This window comes from Phycisphaerales bacterium (assembly GCA_040221175.1).
GTDB lineage: Bacteria > Planctomycetota > Phycisphaerae > Phycisphaerales > UBA1924 > JAHCJI01.
The window spans coordinates 11752-30815 of record JAVJVK010000015.1 but is presented as its reverse complement, the minus strand read 5'-3'; the positions used below and the strand labels follow the sequence as shown (position 1 = coordinate 30815).

12 protein-coding genes are annotated in these 19064 nt (G+C 65.8%); 11 read left to right on the top strand and 1 reads right to left on the bottom strand.

Features of this window, described 5'->3' with window-relative positions; genetic code table 11:
* Positions 1-289: 289 nt before the first annotated feature.
* The 9 genes from RIE32_11555 to RIE32_11515 all read left to right on the top strand — a co-directional run bounded on the left by RIE32_11555 (position 290) and on the right by RIE32_11515 (position 11943).
* Positions 290-2536: a hypothetical protein gene (locus RIE32_11555; protein MEQ9096886.1), complete on the top strand. Its 2247-nt coding sequence runs from the start codon at positions 290-292 to the stop codon at positions 2534-2536.
* 141 nt (positions 2537-2677) lie between these two features.
* Positions 2678-4111 (top strand): asparagine synthase-related protein, encoded by a 1434-nt coding sequence (locus RIE32_11550; protein MEQ9096885.1) that lies wholly within the window; start codon positions 2678-2680, stop codon positions 4109-4111.
* Positions 4112-4126: 15 nt separating this feature from the next.
* Entirely contained in the window at positions 4127-4750 is a 624-nt protein-coding gene (locus RIE32_11545) for an acyltransferase (protein MEQ9096884.1), read from the top strand.
* The gene (locus RIE32_11540; protein MEQ9096883.1) at positions 4735-6072 is read left to right on the top strand and encodes a glycosyltransferase; all 1338 of its coding nucleotides are present in this window, start codon (positions 4735-4737) and stop codon (positions 6070-6072) included. The genes RIE32_11545 and RIE32_11540 overlap by 16 nt, the downstream gene beginning before the upstream one ends.
* Positions 6069-7520, top strand: a complete 1452-nt coding sequence (locus RIE32_11535) for a hypothetical protein (protein MEQ9096882.1) — start codon at positions 6069-6071, stop codon at positions 7518-7520. The genes RIE32_11540 and RIE32_11535 overlap by 4 nt, the downstream gene beginning before the upstream one ends.
* Positions 7411-8373 (top strand): glycosyltransferase family 2 protein, encoded by a 963-nt coding sequence (locus RIE32_11530; GenBank protein ID MEQ9096881.1) that lies wholly within the window; start codon positions 7411-7413, stop codon positions 8371-8373. The genes RIE32_11535 and RIE32_11530 overlap by 110 nt, the downstream gene beginning before the upstream one ends.
* Entirely contained in the window at positions 8370-9449 is a 1080-nt protein-coding gene (locus RIE32_11525) for a sulfotransferase (GenBank protein ID MEQ9096880.1), read from the top strand. The genes RIE32_11530 and RIE32_11525 overlap by 4 nt, the downstream gene beginning before the upstream one ends.
* Before the next feature lie 29 nt (positions 9450-9478).
* On the top strand, positions 9479-11041 hold the full coding sequence (locus RIE32_11520; protein MEQ9096879.1) for a lipopolysaccharide biosynthesis protein: 1563 nt from the start codon (positions 9479-9481) through the stop codon (positions 11039-11041).
* Positions 11038-11943, top strand: coding sequence for a glycosyltransferase (locus RIE32_11515; protein MEQ9096878.1), 906 nt, complete (start codon positions 11038-11040; stop codon positions 11941-11943). The genes RIE32_11520 and RIE32_11515 overlap by 4 nt, the downstream gene beginning before the upstream one ends.
* Before the next feature lie 7 nt (positions 11944-11950).
* Here the strand turns inward: RIE32_11515 and RIE32_11510 are convergent, their stop codons facing one another.
* Entirely contained in the window at positions 11951-13321 is a 1371-nt protein-coding gene (locus RIE32_11510; GenBank protein MEQ9096877.1) for a DUF1015 domain-containing protein, read from the bottom strand.
* A gap of 175 nt (positions 13322-13496) precedes the next feature.
* Between RIE32_11510 and RIE32_11505 the strand changes: the two genes are divergently transcribed.
* Both RIE32_11505 and RIE32_11500 read left to right on the top strand, forming a co-directional pair.
* Positions 13497-14330, top strand: a complete 834-nt coding sequence (locus RIE32_11505; protein MEQ9096876.1) for a phosphoribosylformylglycinamidine synthase subunit PurQ — start codon at positions 13497-13499, stop codon at positions 14328-14330.
* 175 nt (positions 14331-14505) lie between these two features.
* Positions 14506-19059 (top strand): chemotaxis protein CheB, encoded by a 4554-nt coding sequence (locus RIE32_11500; GenBank protein ID MEQ9096875.1) that lies wholly within the window; start codon positions 14506-14508, stop codon positions 19057-19059.
* The last annotated feature ends 5 nt before the right edge of the window (positions 19060-19064 follow it).

Below are 19064 nucleotides of genomic sequence, written 5' to 3'. Positions count from 1 at the left end.
GCCCCTTGCGCAGGTAGCGAGTCTCCCGCAAGCGGAGCCGCCTGCGTCTGGCGCCGGCACGGATGTCGGAGCTCGTTGAGGCCCCGGATCGATCGGCATCGCGTCCAGGGCCTGGTCAGAACCCACACCAAACAAGGCAGCATCACCCCCTTCGATTCGTAGAGATTGGTCTGATTGTGTGGCTTGGGCAACGCTGAAAAGCTCAACAAGCCGGGCAAGAAGGCGAGACTCGTGGGCGATCAGAATGGATGGTGGTGGTGCGTCCGGGTGTGGGGCGCTGGAGGACACGATGCTTGATCGCCGCCGATCCGTTTCGGCCATTCTCATGGCCGCTTCTGTTCTAGCCCTTCCGACGAGCATCCTGGCGGCCCAGGATGCCGAGAAAACGACGACGCGTAACTCCCTGCAGCGAGACGCACGAGCCAGCCAGGAACGCCTGGAGGCCGCTCGCACCGCCGACCCACGGTTCTACCTCACCGGCCCTAGCCGGCACGCCCTCACCTCGAAGCGGACGCACGTTCAGGCTTCGGGCTTGCGACGGCAGTACACCGAGGAGGAGCTTCGCGAGATCCGCGCAGCGCGGCTCCGGCTCATCCGCGATATGGGCGCGGGTCCCAGTTCCAACCCTCGCGGCGTAATCCTGAGCCATCCCACCCTTGGCCGGATCACCATCAGCACCTCGGGCCCTATCGCCCCCCCTTCGGGCACCACCGAACCTGGTTCCTTCGTTCGACCCACGCCGGGGATGTTGGCCGGTCCCAGCGCCACGGCTGGCACGCTCTCGTCTGATCCCGAACCCGGCTCGGGTGGCGGCGGCGGCGGATCCGCGGGCGACTTCCCGGTGCTCCGTCCGGGTTCGGGCTTCGCGGGCGCGACGCCGCAGCCGCCGGCGGTGGGCAACCCGAGCCTGCCGGGCTACGACGCCCAGGCGATTGCACGATGGGACGCCGTGCCCTACCAAGACTTCGACGGCCAGTTCCACATCGGCGTCGTGGCCTTCCACATGAACGGCATCGATCGCGTCGAGTTCAGCCTCAACGGCGGCCCGTGGGAAGCGGTTCGCGAGATGAAGCTCAACCCGCGGACGGGCGTTTGGGAGTACACGGCCATCGTCGATGCAGCCACGCTCGACGACGGCCTGGTCGAGATTCGCGCCCGAGCCTTCCCGAGGTATGCCGGTGAGGTTCGCGTGCTGGGCGGCCAGATCGATGGCCACAACGATGGTTCCATCGCGTTTCGCAATGGCATCCACTCCATGTTCCTCAATGCCAACGCCGGCGGCACGCTCCCCCGCCACGAGGTCTACGCCGATGCCGAGAATGGCAGCGACGAGACGGGCGATGGCTCACGCGACAACCCCTTCCGCAGCCACGTCCGGGCGCTTGCGGAGGTGACGGCGCAGCACGGTTCTTCCGAGGGCGCCGTGTGCTATCTCCTTCCCGGCGACTACGTCTGGGAGGGCATTTCGCACCCGCACACGATCGACACGTCCACTCGTTGGGCGACCGTGACCCCGGCGCCGGGCGTCGATGCCGATCAGGTCCGCTTCGTCGGCAACGAACCCGCCGGCCTTCGGACGCGTCTGATTCGGGCCCACAACATCACCATGACCGGCGAAGGCACACCACGCACGTTCACCAGCATGGACACGTACTTCTGGCTGAGCAACTCGACCCTGATGGGCGACAGCCGATTCGAGGGTGGCGGCCTCGCATCGGGCAGTAACGACTGGGCCGGCATCTATGGCACCGACATCCGCGCCATCGAGGTCCGTTCGCCGTTCCGCTCGTCGACGTTCGTCCGCAACGTTCAGGCCAGTGGCTTCTCGGATACGCCTTTTGGAGCCGACACGCTGGTGATCAACGGCGACGTCCGAGACTTCACGCGAAATCCCGACGGCACGCATGCGGACGTGTTCCACTGGTTCTGGCGCGATGACCAGGAACGCGAGAACCGACTGATCTACAACCTCCGGGTCTACGAATTTCCGCTTCTTGGCTTCCTGATGAATCCCATCCGCGGTGGCGAGCAGGAACTCGAGGACATCGCCATTGTCAACGTCCACATTTCCAAAGACCAGGACAGTGTCGGGTCGAGCATGTGGAACTTCGACGTGAACCACCTCGTAATCTCGGGCCTCCAGCTCCCCGATCAGACCTTCCGCTTCGATGTACACCGCCAGGACGACGATGGCGAACTGACCATCAAGAACCTCGCCGTGACCAACAGCATCTTCGCGAAGATCACCGGCAATGCTCTGCCCGAAGATGGACGCTTCCGCAACATCCACGTGATCGACGGCAACAGCCACATGGCATGGGTGCCCCCGGGCGTGAACATCACCGATGGCGACGTCCACGGTGGCGATTCGCGCGAAGACATCTTCGTCAGCCCGCGGAGCAAGAACTACCAGCCACGTCCTTCCAGCATCGTGTGGGGTCGCTTCCCCGCGAGCGACCTCATGGCCCCGGCCGACGTGCTCGGCCGCCCCGCCCGCGGCGACATGGTTCCGCTGGGCGCCTACTTCGGCGGCTGATCGGCGAATAATCCGCCGATGAAATCAACCACCGAGATCGAGCACCCACGGCGAACCAAGCGTTCGCCGTGGGTCTTATTGCGAGATGGACGCCCACCATCTTTCCAGGCCCCGTCTCAACGCGCGGTAGGCCCTTGGAAGTTGTTTGCCGCGAAGGACGAATTGCCAACGGGACTGATCTTCGAAGGCGCGAGTTGGCGATTTCGAAGCGAACCGTTCTCGCACGCGGCGGCCTGGTATGCACGCCAGACGGATGGTTCGATCCATGCAATCGGCAGTGACTCCGCCACCGTGGCGCGTGCGATCGGCCGTAGCGCCGATCCTTCGGCGTTGGTCGATGATCTGCTGCTCGGCTTCCGTCCCGATGGTCGTTCACCTTACCAGGACGTACTGCCGTGCGGGTCGGCGCATGCCCTGGAATTCCACCCCGGAGGCATCGACACCCCCGACCAAGCGGGCGTTGATGATCCGCTGGAGACCCTCGGCCGCCGCGTCGCCGAATCCATGAATGCCGGCGCCTGCGTCGAACTGACCGGCGGGGTCGACAGCAGGCTGCTGCTCGCACTCGGCCTCGGGTCGGGCGGCAAGCCCACCAAGGCGTTCACCATTGGCAAAGAGCACGATCCGGACGTCCGCGTTGCGAGGGATCTTGCCCGTGCGCTGGACATCGAGCATCGAACTCTTCTGGTCGAACCAGACCAGCGATCGATCGGCACGGATGCAATTGATTTCATCGCCGAGAGCGGCTTCGTGTGCAATGCCGCAGCCTACGGATGGTTGCCCACCGTATTTCGCGAGCTCGACGACTTCCGCACCGAGCAACTCTCGGGCGTGGGCGGCGAGGTTGGCGAGGGCTTCTACTACACCGGCCTGGACCGCCTCTTTCAGCGCTTGAACTCTCCTCGCCTGTGGCTGCGCGTTCGGGCGGTCGTGGATGGGGGTCGCTGGGCAAGCCTCTTCGATCGCGGCGTCTTTGCCGAACGCCTTCGGGCCGTCGCCCGCGACCGCACGGAACTGCACGGGTCCGGGCCCTGGAGGGTGCGGACCGATGCCTTCTACCTGCACGCCCGTATCCACGGCTGGGCGTTGCCGGTCATCCGAGCGTCAGCCGCCTGGTACCGACCCGTGACGCCGTTCCTGTCTCCGGAGTATCTCGCCTGGTCGGCTTCGCTCTCCCCGGAACAACGGCACGGCCGAGCCGGTCAGAAGGAGGTCATCCACCGACTGGCGCCTCAACTGGCCGACATTCCCTACGCCGCATCGCTGCAACCCTCGCCGGGGGGCAGGCTGCGCCGCAAGTTTGCCAAGGTTCAACGACTCGCGGGCCGGGTGCTCCCCGGGCCCAGTGAGCAGCCCGAACGATGGGCTTCCACGGCTGCTTCGCTCATGCGGACCCTCGATGGTGCCGATAGTGTGGTCGATCGTCTGCGTACGCTCGATGGCGTGCGGGTCGATCGCGTAGCCGAGGTGATGCGATCCGATCCGCGGACCAGTGCCCACGCCATCGGGGCGCTCCTGACCATGGCTCAGGCAATTGACCGACTCTCGGACCAGGACGCATCAGACCGAGCGTGATTAAGGGTTCACCCCATGAGTGCACAGCAAGCCATGCCGGTGCCTCAGGAGTATCCCAGGCGGACTCTGCCCATCCGCATCGTCACCCGTGTGTACAGCATTGCGACGAGGACCCTGTGGAGATCGCGGCTGCACAGCCTGGGTCGCGGCGCGTACCTGCACCACACGAGCCAGTTTGTCAGGCCGTCCCGCATCGCCATCGGCGCCAACGTGACGCTCTTTCGGGGGGCACGCATCGAGGCCGTCGGGGCCGGGCAGACGCCGCAGGTGGTGCTCGGTGAACGCGTCTCGATCCAGCGAGACGTCCATATCGGCGCGTGCCAGAGCGTGGAGATCCTGGACGGCACGGTCTTTGGGTCGGGCGTGTACGTGACGGACCACGATCACGACTATCGCGACCCAAAGCGCGGCTACTTCGGTACGGGCGAATTGCTCGCCGCCCCCGTGCGAATCGGGCCCAAGGCGTGGGTAGGTGAACGGGCGATCATCCTCAAGGGCGTGACGATTGGCGAGGGAGCCATCATCGGGGCCGGAGCGTTGGTCAACCGGGACGTTCCACCGTACTGCATTGCCGTGGGCGTGCCGGCGCGGGTGATCCGACGCTTCGACTTCGAGCGGGGCCAATGGGTGGCGGCGTGATACCGAAGCGCGTGGCCATCGTGTCGTACTACTTCCCGCCGATCGGCGGAGCTGGCACGCAGCGCGCCGCGAAGCTATGCCGCTACCTCGGCAAGTCTGGCTGGACTCCGACCGTTGTCTGTTGCGCCCCGACCGGTGATGGCGCCGCGAGGGGGGTATCGGCACAACACCTGGACGACCGCATGGCCCATGCTGACGTGCCCGCGAGCGTCCACATCGAGCGAATCGAGGCCGAATCTCAGCCGGCGTGGCTGGAGCGCGCGCGGGCGTATCTCGTCGAACTTATCGAGCGCCAGGAGATCGACGCCGTCCTGATCACCATGAGCCCGTTCTGGCTCTCGCCGCTGGCCGAGCAATTGCAGGACCGGGTTCCGGTGGTGGTTGACCTGCGCGACCCCTGGGCACTCGATGGTGTGCCGATCTATCGCCACAAGCTCCAGTGGAAGCGTGATCTGGCGACGATGGAGCTCACGCTGCATGCGGCGCCCGGGGTTGTCATGAACACCCCCGAAGCGCGGCGAGAGACACTAAAGACGTTTCCCCGACTCGATGCCCAGCGGGTGCACGTCATTCCAAATGGTTTCGATCCAGCTGACTTCGAGAACGTGATCGCGGCCCCTCGGCCTGCCGGAGCCCGATTCGTGCTGGTGCATACCGGGACGTTTCTGACCAAGCAGGCCTTGCCCGCTCGAGGCTTCGCAGCCCGGTTGAAGCGTCGACTGCACTACCGGCCCGAACCCATTCGTCCCATAGGGCGGTCGATCGGGCCGGTCCTGGACGCCATCGACATCGTGCGGCGTGAGCGCCCCACGATGATGGACGGGTTCCGCTTCATGCACGTGGGCAACCTCGACCCAGCCACAAGGGCCCGGATCGATGCCAGCCCTTCGAGGGACCTTGTTACGCCGGTCGGCTACCGCCCGCATGACGAGTCGATTGCCCACCTGCTGGCGGCGGACGCACTCTTCCTGCACCTGCACGGCCTTCCTGCCGGCCACCGGGCGCGGATCGTGCCCGGCAAGTCCTACGAGTATTTGGCCAGCGGACGACCAATCCTGGGCGCGCTCCCCGAGGGCGATGCACGCGACATGCTGGCGTGTCGGCGTCGGTGCGTGTTGGCCGACCCATGCGATCCCGGGAGCATTGCACGCGCGCTGGCCGAGTTGATCGAGCATGGATCAACGCTGTGCGAGCCGCCGCTGGCTGATGATGATCTGAAGGTCTACGACCGACGAGAGATTGCTTGCCGCATGGCGGGTGTTCTGGATTCGGTCGTGAGCCAGGGTGCCATGAAGCCTGGTGCCGCGGTGGGTGCGTCATGATGGCGTTGAGCAGCCTTCTCGCGCAGATCGCCGGCGATGACCTGGGTTACACCAACCAGACGTCGGTCCACCCGGTCGGGTTTGCGGTTCTGGCAGTGCTTGGCGTGCTGGTGTTCACGCTGCCCCGGCGCTGGTCGCTGGCGCCGCTGCTCGTGCTGGCGTGCTTCGTGCCGGCGGGCCAGCGCATCGCCTTCCTTGGCCTCGACTTCACGTTCCTGCGGCTGCTGGTCATCGCCTACTGGGTGCGAATCCTGGCATTTCGCGACTATCGAGGGCTCCGGCTGGTCGCACTGGACTATGCCGTGGGAGCGTGGATCCTCATCGTTTCGGTCGTGTTCATCCTCCAATGGAGCAGCACGTCCGCAATCATCAATCGGGCCGGCTACATCTACGAGTCGCTGGGCATCTACATCACCTTTCGATGTCTGCTGCGCTCCTGGGCCGACGTCGAGCGAACGATCGTGATCCTGGCGTTGGTGTCTCTGGGCTGCGCCGGCTTTTTCATGATCGAGAAGCAGACCGGGTACAACATGTTCTCGGTCATGGGCGGCGTACGCACCTACACCCAGGTGAGAGAAGGCCGGCTGCGCGCCCAGGGGGCGTTCAGCCACCCGATCATGGCCGGCTGCTTCTTCGCCATCGTGCTCGTGCTGGCTTCGGGACTGTACATGAACCGACGCAAACGCACCACGGCCATGGCCGGTTGCATTGCGTCGGCCACCATCGTGATCATGTGCGCGTCCAGCACTCCGCTCCTCGCGGTGCTCTCTGGCGGCATCGCCATGGCGTTCGCCTGGGTGCGGGAACTACTCCGTCCCCTCCGTTATGCCTTGGTCGCCCTGCTGATCATGCTGCACTTCGTCATGGAAGGGCCCGTCTGGGCGCTCATCGCTCGCGTCAGCGCGGTTGGCGGATCGACGGCCTGGCACCGCAAGCACCTGATCGACAAGACCGTGGAGAACTTCGGCGAATGGGCCCTGCTGGGCACCCGCACGACCGAGCACTGGGGCTACGGCCTTCAGGACGTGACCAACCAATACATCCTCGAAGGCGTCCGCGGGGGCATCTGGGGCATGGTGGCCTTCGTCGTCGTCATCGTGCTGGCTTTCCGCGCCGTGGGTAGGGCGCTCAAGACCGAACCGACCCGCCGCGGACTGTTCTGGCTCAAATGGGCCGTCGGCGCCAGCCTGTTCACGCATTGCATGGCGTTCATCGGCGTGTCGTATTTTGGCCAGACCCGCGTGGCATGGTTCCTGACGCTCGCGCTCGCCGCCACCATCTCGCAGTTGCCCGCCATGAAGTCCCGCCCGCCCAAGGGCTCTGGAAGCCTTACCACCAATGACAAACGACTCCCGCGTGGCCATCCTCGTCATCAGCTACAACACGAAAGAGATGACCCTCGCCTGCTTACGCACGATCCGCGAGGGAGCGAGCAAGACCAGCCATGAGGTGATCGTCGTCGACAATGCTTCGAGTGATGGGTCGGCCGATGCGATCTTGCGCGAGTTCCCCGGCTTCCGCGTCATTGCGTCAGAGGACAACCTCGGCTTTGCCCGGGCAAACAACCTGGCCGCGACGCACGCGACCGCTGAGCGTTTGTTGTTGCTCAATCCCGACACGCTGGTCGACCCTGGCGCGATCGACGAACTCGTAACCTTTGCCGACCGCAATCCGAAGGCGGGCATCTGGGGCGGGCGAACCCGCTTCGGAGACGGTTCGCCCAACCCGACGAGTTGCTGGCGAAGGCCCACGCCCTGGAGCGTCTTCTGCTCGGCCTCGGCGCTGGCCGGGCTGTTCAAGGGCTCGCGGCTTTTCAACCCCGAGTCCCTCGGCGTGCTGCCTGACGGGGCCGAGCTGCCCGTGGATGTGGTGACCGGGTGCCTGCTGATGATCGACCGCGAGCTGTGGGAGAAGCTGGACGGCTTCGACCCGGCGTTCTTCATGTACGGTGAAGACGCGGACCTGTGCCTGCGGGCACGCGGGCTCGGCGCGAGCCCCATGGTGACCGCCCGGGCCGACATCGTCCACTATGGCGGGCAGTCTGACACCGTCAGGCCCGATAAGATTGTTCGCCTCTATACCGCCCGCCGGCAGCTCTATGCAAGGCACTGGGGCCGAGCGTGGCAATGGTGGGCCGATGTTGGACCGATGATGAACGTGTTGCGGCGACGCGCCGTAGCACGCCTCCGCTGCGCGATCGGCAGGGGCAAGCCCGCTAAGGAGCCGGGGACCTTCGACGAGGTCTGGGCGCGGCGGAGGGAATGGACGGGCTCTGGAGCTCTGGGAGAATCGGGATCGTGAGCGAGAACGCGCTGCCACAGGGACCAATCTTCATCTGCGGGCCGTCGCGCTCGGGCACGGCCATGGTGCGCGCGGCCCTGAACCTACACCCAATGGTCCACCTGAGCGGCGAGACCCACTACTTCGACGACCTTCGCGTTGCGTTGGGCACGGGCGGCGACGGCCCGCTCTCGCCCGAGCAGGTGCGTCAAGCAGAGGACTACTTGCTGGCCCTCGGCCACCGGCCTTACAGCCACGGCGGAGACCCCGACAAGGGTCGCGTGACTCGGCAGGCTTTCCGGGACCGAGTCGGTGCGCTCGCCGGGGACAACGCCCCCACCGCCGACCTGTGCCTTCGTGCCTACTGCGAGTTGGAGGCCGAGCACCACGGCAAGGTCGTATGGGGCGAGAAGACGCCCCGGCACATTTTCCGGATCGACGACATCCTGACGGCGTTTCCCGATGCGCGGGTCATCTGCATGATCCGCGACGTGCGCGCCGTCGTGGCGTCATACCGCGACTGGAAGAACCAGGGTGGCTTCGACTTCGAGAAGGACCCGGGCCACAAGGAGACGCTCGAGGCCGACCACCAGCGCGCGAAGAAGTCGTACCACCCGATCATCATCGCTTCGCTGTGGAACGGCGCGATGAAGTCGGCGCTGGCGGCCGAGGATCGCTTCGGCCAGGATCGCGTACGCCTGCAACGATTCGAGGACGTTGTGGGCAACCCGGACGCAAAGATGCGCGCGTTGCTTGACTGGCTCGAGCTTCCCTTCGATGAGGCCGTCCTGGACATGCCCATGTCCAACAGCAGCTATGAGAAGTTCACCGAGGGGCGGGGCGTCTCGAAACAGCCGGTGGATCGATGGAAGAGCAAGCTGAGGCCCGGCGAGATCGCTGTGATCCAGCGGGTAAGCGGAAAGCTCATCGACCAACTGGGCTACGAACGCGTGCAGGGCGTCTCGGCAACCAGCGCCCTGCGACACTACGCGTCGTTTCCCGCGGCGGTCGTTCGTGCCTTTCGCGCGAACCGCGCCCGCATGGGCAGCCCGATGAAGTTCCTGTGGCGTCGGCTGAGGCCGATGCTCCAAGGATGAACGGCGGGCAGGAACACAGCCAAGCAGCGATGTTGAGCATACCCGCCCAGAGCCCGCCCGCCAAGCCCGCCATTGGGGCCGAAGATCCGCACCGGCGGCATTTCTCCACCGATCACCTGATGGGTGATCTCAAGGGGCGATCGCTGCGCGGCGGCACGGTGACCCTTACTGCACAGACCCTGAAATTCGTGCTCCACATGGGCTCGACAGTCGTGCTGGCTCGCCTGCTGCTGCCCAGCGACTTCGGCCTGATCGCCATGGTGATCGCGGTGACCGGCTTCGTCGAGATGTTCAAGGATGCCGGGCTTTCGACCGCCACGGTGCAACGCAAGGACATCACCCACGAGCAGGTCTCCACGTTGTTCTGGATCAACGTACTGCTGGGCGTTGCGGCCACCTTCGTGATCGCCGCGCTCGCGCCGGTCGTTGCCGCGTTCTACGCCGAACCCAAGCTCATCCCGATTACGATGGTACTGGCGGGAGCCATGATCTTCGGCGGCCTGACGACCCAGCACCAGGCGTTGCTGCGTCGCCAGATGCGATTCAAGGCGCTTGCGATCATCCAAGTCTCGGCGATGGCGATGGGCATCATCGTCGCCATCGTCATGGCGATCCTGGGCTTTGGGTATTGGGCGCTGGTGGGCAACATCTGCGCAGCCGCAGCCACCAATGCCGTGCTGGTGTGGGTATTCTGCGACTGGCGTCCTGGGCTGCCACGTCGGGGCTGCGGCGCCATGTCGATGCTGAAGTTCGGCGGCAATGTCACGGGCTTCTCGTTCCTGAACTACTTCACCCGAAACGCCGACAACGTGATCATCGGCTTCGTCATGGGCAGTGGTCCGCTGGGCATCTACTCGAAGGCATACAACCTGCTGATGCTGCCAATCCGCCAGATCAATGCGCCCGTCGGCGCCGTGATGGTCCCGTCCCTGAGCCGATTGCAGGACAATCCGGTGCGGTACAAGCGTGCATATTTGCAAGCAATGAGTGCGCTTGCCATGGTTGGCATGCCGGTCGTCGTCGTCGCATACGTGCTCGCCCACGAAATGGTGTTTGTTCTGCTCGGGTCCGAGTGGGCTCAGGCTGCCACGGTCTTCCGCTGGCTGGCGCCGGCTGCCCTGTTCGGCACCATCAACGTCGCACCCGGATGGCTGTGCGTCTCGCTGGGCAAGCCGCAGGTCCAGGTACGATGGGCCATGATGTGGGCGCCCATCACGGTTGCAGCGTTTGCCATCGGCGTGCACTGGGGCATCGACGGCGTGGCGGCCGCGTTCAGCCTCTCCTGGTGCATCGGCAACTTCGTGTTCATCGCCATGGCGTGCCATAATTCGCCGGTCCGTAAGCGCGACCTTGCCGCCCGGCTGTCGCCACAACTCACCGCTTCATTACTCTCGGCGATCGCCGGCTTGCTCGCCTTGGGGGCTCTGGACGAACCCGTCCCATCGGCCATCGGACGCATCGCGATCGTCGGACCGCTGGTGGGGCTGGTCTACCTCGGAGTACTCTGGCTCATACCCGCCAGCCGATCGCAGTTGAGCACGCTCTTGCACGACGGCATCAAGGCCGCTGCCACCAAGGACGGCGCACGATGAGCCAGGCGCCACGCGTGACCGTCATCATCCCGAGCAAGGATGACCATCAACGGCTGCGAACATGCCTTGAATCACTTCGTGCGCAAACGCTCGAAGAGACGCAGTTCGAGATTATCGTCGCCGACAATGGTTCGGATCCGTCGCTCGAGCCGCTGGCGCGAGAGTTCGATGCCCGGTACGTGCTTCAGCCCGAAGGCGGCTCGTATGCAGCCCGCAACGCAGCCATTGAGATCGCCCGCGGAGATGTGCTGGCCTTCACCGATTCGGACTGCATTCCTGCGAAGGATTGGCTCGAGCAGGGCTTGGCCGCGATGGAGAGCAGGGACGGCCGCGTCGCACTGCCCGACCTCGTCGCCGGCCGCGTCGACGTGTTCGCCCGAGACGCCAACGCGCCGACACCCGCGGAGATCTACGAGATCGTGTTCGCATTCCCGCAGGCTGCATACGTCCAGAGCGATTCGTTCGGCGTGACGGCCAACCTCTTCGTCCGGCGACGGGTCATCGAGAAGGCCGGTCCATTTGCAGACGGCCTGCACTCCGGTGGCGACCGGGAGTTCGGACGGCGCGCAACGAGCGCTGGCTTCAACCTCGTGTACGACCCCGCCTGCGTCGTGCGACACCCGGCCCGGCATTCGATCGAGCAACTCTACCGCAAGCTCGATCGCGTGATTGGTGGCCTTGCCGATTCCGAACTGGCCGGGCCACGTGGCATCGACGAAGTGCGCCGGCGTGCCCGTCGCGCAATGAAGCCGCCACTAGGACAGTGGCGGCGGGTATGGCGCCAGAGCGACGCCAGCGTGTTGTCGCGGCTCTCCGCGTGCATCCTGATCGCACGCCTTCGCTGGCGGACGGCCAGATCCTACCGAGCGCTCGCACATACGCTTCGCGACCGGCCAGACTAATTGACGCTTATGCGCCCGCGCCCACCGGCAGGTCGCTTGTCAGCGGGTTGATGAACAGGCCCGTCGCCAGCTTGGGGTAGAAGAACGTCGACTTCTGGGGCATCAGTTCGCCCGCGGCGCCGATCTCCTTCACCGCGTCGAGCGGCGTGGGGCGAACGATGACCGCGACCTGCGCAAAGCCGGCGCCGCCGCCCGCGCCGGTCTCTTGGCCGCTGGCGATCTCGAGCACCTCGTCCACCGTGTGCGGGAAGGCCCACTTGACCGCCTCGCCGCCGTTGAACTTCGGTTCGCACACCTTCTCAACGATCAGATGCTGCACGAGTGCGACGTCGAGCTTGCGCCAGGCTTCGGGCTTGCTGGCGAACTTGTCGGCCAGCGGGTCGCCGTCCTTCAGGGTCAGCACGACGCACTCGTTGGTCGCCAGATCGATCAGACCGAGCACGTTCTTGCCCGGGTCAAACCGCTTCTCCATGTGGGCCTCGATCTGGCCGGGTTCGCGTCCCACGCGATCGAGGGTGAAGTACTGGTCGAGTTCATTCGTGAGCTTGCCAAAGTCGTAGTCCTTCATGCCGCCCAGCACACGATGGGTCGCGCCGATGGCCAGGCCCGGATCGCTCATGCCCACCAGGACGATCATCGTGCGCCGCGCGGGATGATCGGGGCCGATCTCCTTGCCGGCCTCTTCAAGCTTGGCCAGGTAGTTGATGGCCGTGGTGTAGCGGTGGTGACCGTCGGCGATGAAGACGTCTTCGCCTTCCAGTGCCTTCTCGTACGCGGCGATGGTCTCGGCATCGTCGATGGTCCAGACCTCGTGCATCACGCCGTCGCCCATGTCGGCCGTCAGATCCGCCGGGCGGCTGTCCATGACGCTCTTGGTCAGCGCGGTGGCGGCGCCGTCTTCGTCGGCGTGCAAGCCGAAGATGGGGCTGAACTGCGTCGCGCTGGCTTCCATGAGTGCGAAGCGGTCCTGCTTGGGTCCGCTGAAGGTCTGCTCGTGGGGCAGCACGCCGCCGCCCTCGCGTGGGCCGAAAGGGCGGGTCTCGACCGTGCAGGCCATGCCTGAGCGTTGATATCGCTGGCCCATGAAGTCAAACGTCTGCCGATAGGCGAAGATGCTGGGCCGGTCGGTCGGGCTCAGCGTGCCGTCTTCGAGCCAGCCGCGATACATGTCGGCGGCCTTGGCGTAGGCCTCGGGGGGCCCCAGTTCCTTGGCGGGCGTGTGGGGCAGGTCCACCGCCACGATGTTGGCCGGGCTCTTCTCGAGCAGCTTCGCCTTGCCACGCGCATCGAGCACGTCATAGGGAGGCGCGATGAACGCGCTCACGTCGCCCTTGCCGTGGTTGAACTGAACGGCCCGAAAGGGAAAAACGGCGGGCATGGCAAAGCCTCCTGAGACACGAGTCACGGGTTGAGAAACGGTGAAGACACCGGGCCAGGAGCCACCCGGCCCGGCCGCGGCAAGGATATGCCCGCTGGCCCTCCGAGACGCCACCAGCCGCCTGCCAGCCGCCGGGATCGCACTGCCTGAGGCCTGCGGGCCATACACTCATCCCATGACGAGAGCACTGGTCATCCGGGCCGCGGGCATCAACTGCGATGAGGAAATGGCCCGCGGCTTTCGCATGGCCGGAGCCGACGTCGACGTCCTGCACGTGCGGGCCCTGGCCAACGACCCGGGTCGGCTGGACCGCTACAGCCTGATCGGCTTCCCGGGTGGCTTCAGCTATGGCGACGACGTGGCCTCGGGCCGCGTACTGGCCCTGCTGGTGCGGGAGAAGCTCTACCCCGCCCTCCGCCATGCCGCGCGTCGTGGCGTGGCCATGATCGGCATCTGCAACGGCTTTCAGGTGCTCACGCAGGCGGGCCTGCTGCCCGGCCCCACCGAACGAGGCGCTTCGGCTGACCAGATCGAGTGGCCCGAGCAACCGCAATCGGCCACCCTGGCATTGTGCGACAACCAGCTTGGCCGCTACGCCGACCGATGGGTGCGGCTCGAGGTCCAGGCCGACAGTCCCTGCATTTGGACGCGCGATCTGCAGCACGATCCGACCGGCACGTTCATGCTGCCCGTCGGCCACGGCGAAGGGCGCCTCTTCGCCCCTCCGGACGTGGTCAACAGGCTGAAGCGGAGCGGCCAAGCGCCCCTGACCTACCTCGACAACTTCAACGGCTCGGCCGGCGCGATCGCCGGAGTTTGCGATCCGACGGGTCGGATCTTTGGCTTGATGCCCCATCCCGATCGCTTCTTGCAATGGACGCGCCATCCCCATTACTCGCGCCTGGATCGCGCCTCGCTGGCGGGTGAACCCGCACCCGGATTGCGCATGTTCATCAACGCGGTGGAGGCCGCCGCGCCCGTTACCGCGCGTTCGACGCTGGTGAAGTAGCGCCACGCTGGGCAGCGTTACCTCAGACTTGTCGCAAGGCGATGCTGGGGTGGTTCCGTGAAACCTCGATCTGATTCTAATTTGGTGGCTCTGACAGCCAGCCGGCGTGGTACCATGATCGGGGTACATCTGGGGCACGGCGCGATGTCGCCGGCCCATCCGCCCGGAGAGTTCCATGTCGACAGAGCCGCTCATCGTCGTCGGCGTCGGAGCCTCCGCGGGAGGCCTGGAAGCATTCTCTCAGTTGCTTTCGAACATCCCCAGCGATCTGCGCGTCGCATGGGTGTGCGTGCAGCACCTCGATCCGACGCATGAGAGCATGATGGCCGACCTGCTGTCGCGCAAGACCTCGCTGGAGGTGAAAGAAGCCCAGCCAGATGAGCGCGTGCAGGCGGGATGCGTCTACATCATTCCACCAAATCGCTTCCTGACCATCGATGGCAACGCCCTCAGGCTCGACACACCCTCGGGCGAACGCGGCGGGCGCCTTGCCATTGACCACCTGTTCCGGTCACTGGCCGAGTCCTTCGGTCGCAGCGCCATTGGCGTGGTGCTGAGCGGCACGGGCAGCGATGGCACCAACGGATTGCGCGCCATCAAGGCAGCCGGCGGGTTCACGATCGCTCAGGATCCCGAGACCGCTGCTTACGAGGGCATGCCCCGCAGCGCGGTCGATCATGGCGTGGCCGATCTCGTGCTGGAGATTCACGAGATTCCCGAGGCCATCCAGCGGTTCCTCGACCACCCGTATGTCAGCGGCGACGGCTCCGGCGAGATGGCCGGGACGGCGGAAGACGGCGGTGATCGGAGATCAGGAGAACTCGGAACAACGGGCGAGCAGCAGCGTCCCGAAGAAAACGACGACGTCCCCGCCGAAATCCACGAGGTCTTCGACTTGCTCCGCAACAAGCTGGGCATCGACCTGACGCTGTACAAGATGTCAACCCTCGCCCGGCGTGTGCAGCGGCGGATGGGGCTGCGCCACATCACCGCGATATCGGACTATCGCGACCTCATCGAGCAGGATCTCACCGAGCTCCAGGAACTCGCCCGCGACGTGCACATCAGCGTCACGGACTTCTTCCGAGATCCCGAGGCCTTCCAGGCGCTCTCGGTTCGCGCCATTCCGCGCATCTTCGAGGCCGTGTCGAACGACCCAGACGACGAGCGCGTCATCCGCGTCTGGGCGCCCGGGTGCGCCACCGGGGAGGAGGCGTACTCGCTGGCCATCGCGTTGTTGGAGCATCGCCAGACGCGATCGGCGGATGCCGACATCGCCATCCAGGTCTTCGCCACCGACGTCGACCAGGAAGCCATCCAGCAGGCACGCGCCGCGGTCTATCCCGAAGCGTGCCTGTCCAACGTGAGCAAAGAACGTCGCGAGGCCCACTTCGATCAGTTGGATACTCCGGGGATGTTCCGCGTCCGCCAGCCCGTGCGCGACTTGGTGTCGTTCGCCACGCACAATCTGCTGAGCGACCCGCCATTTTCGAGGCTGCACCTGGTCAGTTGCCGGAATCTGCTGATCTACCTGCGGCGTGAGGCCCAGGAAACCGCGCTCTCGGGCTTTCATTTCGCGCTGCGGCCCCAGGGCTACCTCCTGCTGGGTCCCTCCGAGGCCCTCGGCCAGACCGCCAGCCACTTCCGCGTAATCGACAAGCGCTGGCGCCTCTATCAGCGATTGGAAACCCAGCGCAAGCACGACACGCCGGGAACGCCGGCGTTCGTCGGCCGCCGCTTCGAACCAGTGGCCCACCCCTCACCCACGATGCAACGCCGCAGCGAGCAACGCAGCGGCGAGTTGGCCTCGCTGCGACTGCTGGCTCAGGCGTCGACGCCGCCCAGCGTGCTCATCAATGGTGAGCATCAGGTCGTGTACCTCCACGGCGATCTCATCGAGTTCCTCGACCTGCCGAGCGGCGCGGGGCGTATGACCCTCATCGAGATGGTGCGTGAGGAGCCGCGGACCCGCATCCGCGCGGCGGTGTACCGGGCCTCACGGTCGCGCGAGCGCATCGTGACCCAGGGCACTCTGTACACGCGCGGTGGCGAGCGGCGGGCCTACGAGGTCATCGTCACGCCGTGCGCATCGACCGAACTTGGCGACGATCTGCTGGCCGTTACGTTCGAGCTAGGTGAAGCGAGCGACGCCGATGCCAGCAGCGATCCGGGCATGGACACCGTCACCGAGGAACTCAACCGAGAGGTCGAAGCCCTTCGGAATGATCTGCAGTCGACCGTCGAAGAGCTCGAGCAGGCCAACGAAGAGCTGCGCACGAGCAACGAAGAGTCGATGACGATGAACGAGGAACTCCAGTCGACCAACGAGGAGCTGGAGACCCAGTCCGAAGAGCTCCGCAGCGTGAACGAAGAGCTCATCACCGTCAACAGCCAGCTCCGCGAGAAGCTCGAAGAACTCCAGGAAGCCCACGCCGACATCGCCAACCTGCTGCACAGCACCAAGCTGCCCGCCATCTTTCTCGACCGCAACTTCTGCATCCGTCGCTACACGCCCGAGGCGCGCAAGCTACTCAGCGTCATCGAGAGCGACATCGGTCGGCCGATCCGTGACCTCAAGGGCGTGTGCATCGACGACGGCATGCTCGATGACGCCCAGCGCGTGATCGATGGCCTGGCGCCGGTCGAGAAGGAAATCCAGGACGAGGACGGCGCCTGGTACTTGCGTCGCATCCTGCCCTACCGCACCGCCGACGATCGCATCGATGGCGTGGTCGTCACGTTCTCGCAGGTCACCCGCCTGAAGGACCTCACCGCCGCCCTGACCGCCCAGCGCGAGCAGCAGCGGGCGGCAGCCGAGGCGGGCGTGCTGGCCCTCCGCGAGAATGACTTCAAAGTGTTGGCCGACCACGCGGTCTATGTCGTCGCCCACACGCTCGGCTGTCCGCTGTGTAAGGTGCTCGAGCTCACCGAGGACCGCAGCAGCATGCGCCTCATTGCGGGCGTGGGCTGGCAGGAAGGCCTCGTCGGCAAGGCGATGGTGCCCAATGACCGCAGCAGCCAGGCCGGCTACACGCTCGAGGCATCCGGCCCCGTGGTGGTCACCGACCTTTCGGGCGAGACACGCTTCAGCGGGCCCGAACTCTTGGCCGACCACGAGGTCGGCAGCGGCATCAGCGTCGTCATCGTGGGCTCGGGCGGACAGCCTTTCGGCGTGCTGGGCGTGCATTCGACACAAACGAAGGCCTTCGACGAGCACCAGGTCGCCTTCGTGCAACAAATGGCCAACGTCCTGGGCGTGGCGATCCAGCGCCTGGCGGCCGGCCGCGAGGTCGAAGAGAGCCAGCGCAAGCTGCAGTCGATCATCGACAACGCGCCCGCGGCGATCTATGCCAAGGATCTTCAAGGTCGGTTCATCCTCAGCAATGCTGCGCATGCCCGGGCCCTCGGCGTCGAGCACGGCCAGCCGCTGGGCAAACGCGACGACGACATCGCCCCCAGCCGGGAACTGGCCGAGTTGTATCGAAGCAACGACGCCGAGGTGGCCAAGCACGGCGAACCGATCGAGTTCGAGGAACACATCGAGATCGACGGCAAGACCGTGTCGTTCATCTCCCAGAAGTTCCCCCTGCGGACCGCCTCGGGGCAGATCTACGCGGTGTGCGGCATCTCGACGGACATCACCGAACGCAAACGCAGCGAGGCCCACCTCCGGCTGGTGATGAGCGAACTGAACCATCGGGTAAAGAACACCCTCGCCTCGGTCCAGGCCCTGGCCCGCGTCACGGCCCGCAACGCGCCGTCATTGGAAGCCTTCCGCAAGGCCTTCGCCGACCGCCTGACGTCGATGGGCGTGGCCCATTCGCTGCTGACGCGCAGCGACTGGCGGGGGGCCAACATCGGCGACATTATCGCCAGCGAGCTCGAACCGCGCGTCGGGTCGGCCGATGCCCTGGAGATGGAAGGCCCCAAGCTGGCCGTCAAGCCCAAGAGCGCGCTCTCGCTGCACATGGCCATCCACGAGATGGCCACCAACGCCGCCAAGTACGGCGCCCTCTCGTCGCACCAGGGGCGGCTCCGCGTGGCGTGGCGCATCGTGTCGCCTCGTGAGGCCGAGGGCGTGGAGATCACCTGGACCGAGCGCGGCGGGCCTCGCCTGGAGGGCGTAAAGCCCGAGGGCTTCGGCAGCCAGATGATCCGCGACATGCTCGCGTACGAGCTCGAGGGCGAAGTCTCGTTCGAATACGAGCCCGATGGGCTGACCGCCCGCATCTGGTTCCCGCTCCGCCATACCGACACGGGCGCGCCCCCACCCCTGCCGGCGCGGACGAAGAAGCCGCTGACGCCGCTCCAGCTCCAGCGCACCGCCAATCGCGCCGCACCGGACGGCGCGGCCGCCGCAGATGCAGACGCGGACGGGGCGAGCGAGCCCGCGCCGCCGCTGCTGTACGTCGAGGACAACTCGGTCATCGCACGCTCGATGACGGTGTTCCTGCGCGAGCTTGGCTTCGAGGTGCTCGGCCCGGTGGCTACGGTCGACGCCGCCCTCGAACTGCTCGAGCAACACACGCCCGAGGTGGCCCTGCTGGACATCGACCTGGACGGCACGATGGTCTACCCCGTGGCCGATCGGCTGCGCGAGCGGAACGTGCCCTTCGCCTTCGTCACCGGCTACAACGCCGAGGACCTGCCCGAGCAGCACGCCCAGGCCCCCTTGTTCAGCAAGCCGCTGGACCTGGACGGCCTGGAGGCATGGCTGACCGAGGACTAGCCCGC

Coding starts and splice junctions, on each gene's coding strand:
- RIE32_11500 (MEQ9096875.1), top strand. CDS start 14,506: ATGTCGACAGAGCCGCTCATCGTCGTCGGCGTCGGAGCCTCCGCGGGA.
- RIE32_11555 (MEQ9096886.1), top strand. CDS start 290: ATGCTTGATCGCCGCCGATCCGTTTCGGCCATTCTCATGGCCGCTTCT.
- RIE32_11545 (MEQ9096884.1), top strand. CDS start 4,127: ATGAGTGCACAGCAAGCCATGCCGGTGCCTCAGGAGTATCCCAGGCGG.
- RIE32_11510 (MEQ9096877.1), bottom strand. CDS start 13,321: ATGCCCGCCGTTTTTCCCTTTCGGGCCGTTCAGTTCAACCACGGCAAG.
- RIE32_11505 (MEQ9096876.1), top strand. CDS start 13,497: ATGACGAGAGCACTGGTCATCCGGGCCGCGGGCATCAACTGCGATGAG.
- RIE32_11520 (MEQ9096879.1), top strand. CDS start 9,479: ATGTTGAGCATACCCGCCCAGAGCCCGCCCGCCAAGCCCGCCATTGGG.
- RIE32_11515 (MEQ9096878.1), top strand. CDS start 11,038: ATGAGCCAGGCGCCACGCGTGACCGTCATCATCCCGAGCAAGGATGAC.
- RIE32_11530 (MEQ9096881.1), top strand. CDS start 7,411: ATGACAAACGACTCCCGCGTGGCCATCCTCGTCATCAGCTACAACACG.
- RIE32_11540 (MEQ9096883.1), top strand. CDS start 4,735: ATGGGTGGCGGCGTGATACCGAAGCGCGTGGCCATCGTGTCGTACTAC.
- RIE32_11535 (MEQ9096882.1), top strand. CDS start 6,069: ATGATGGCGTTGAGCAGCCTTCTCGCGCAGATCGCCGGCGATGACCTG.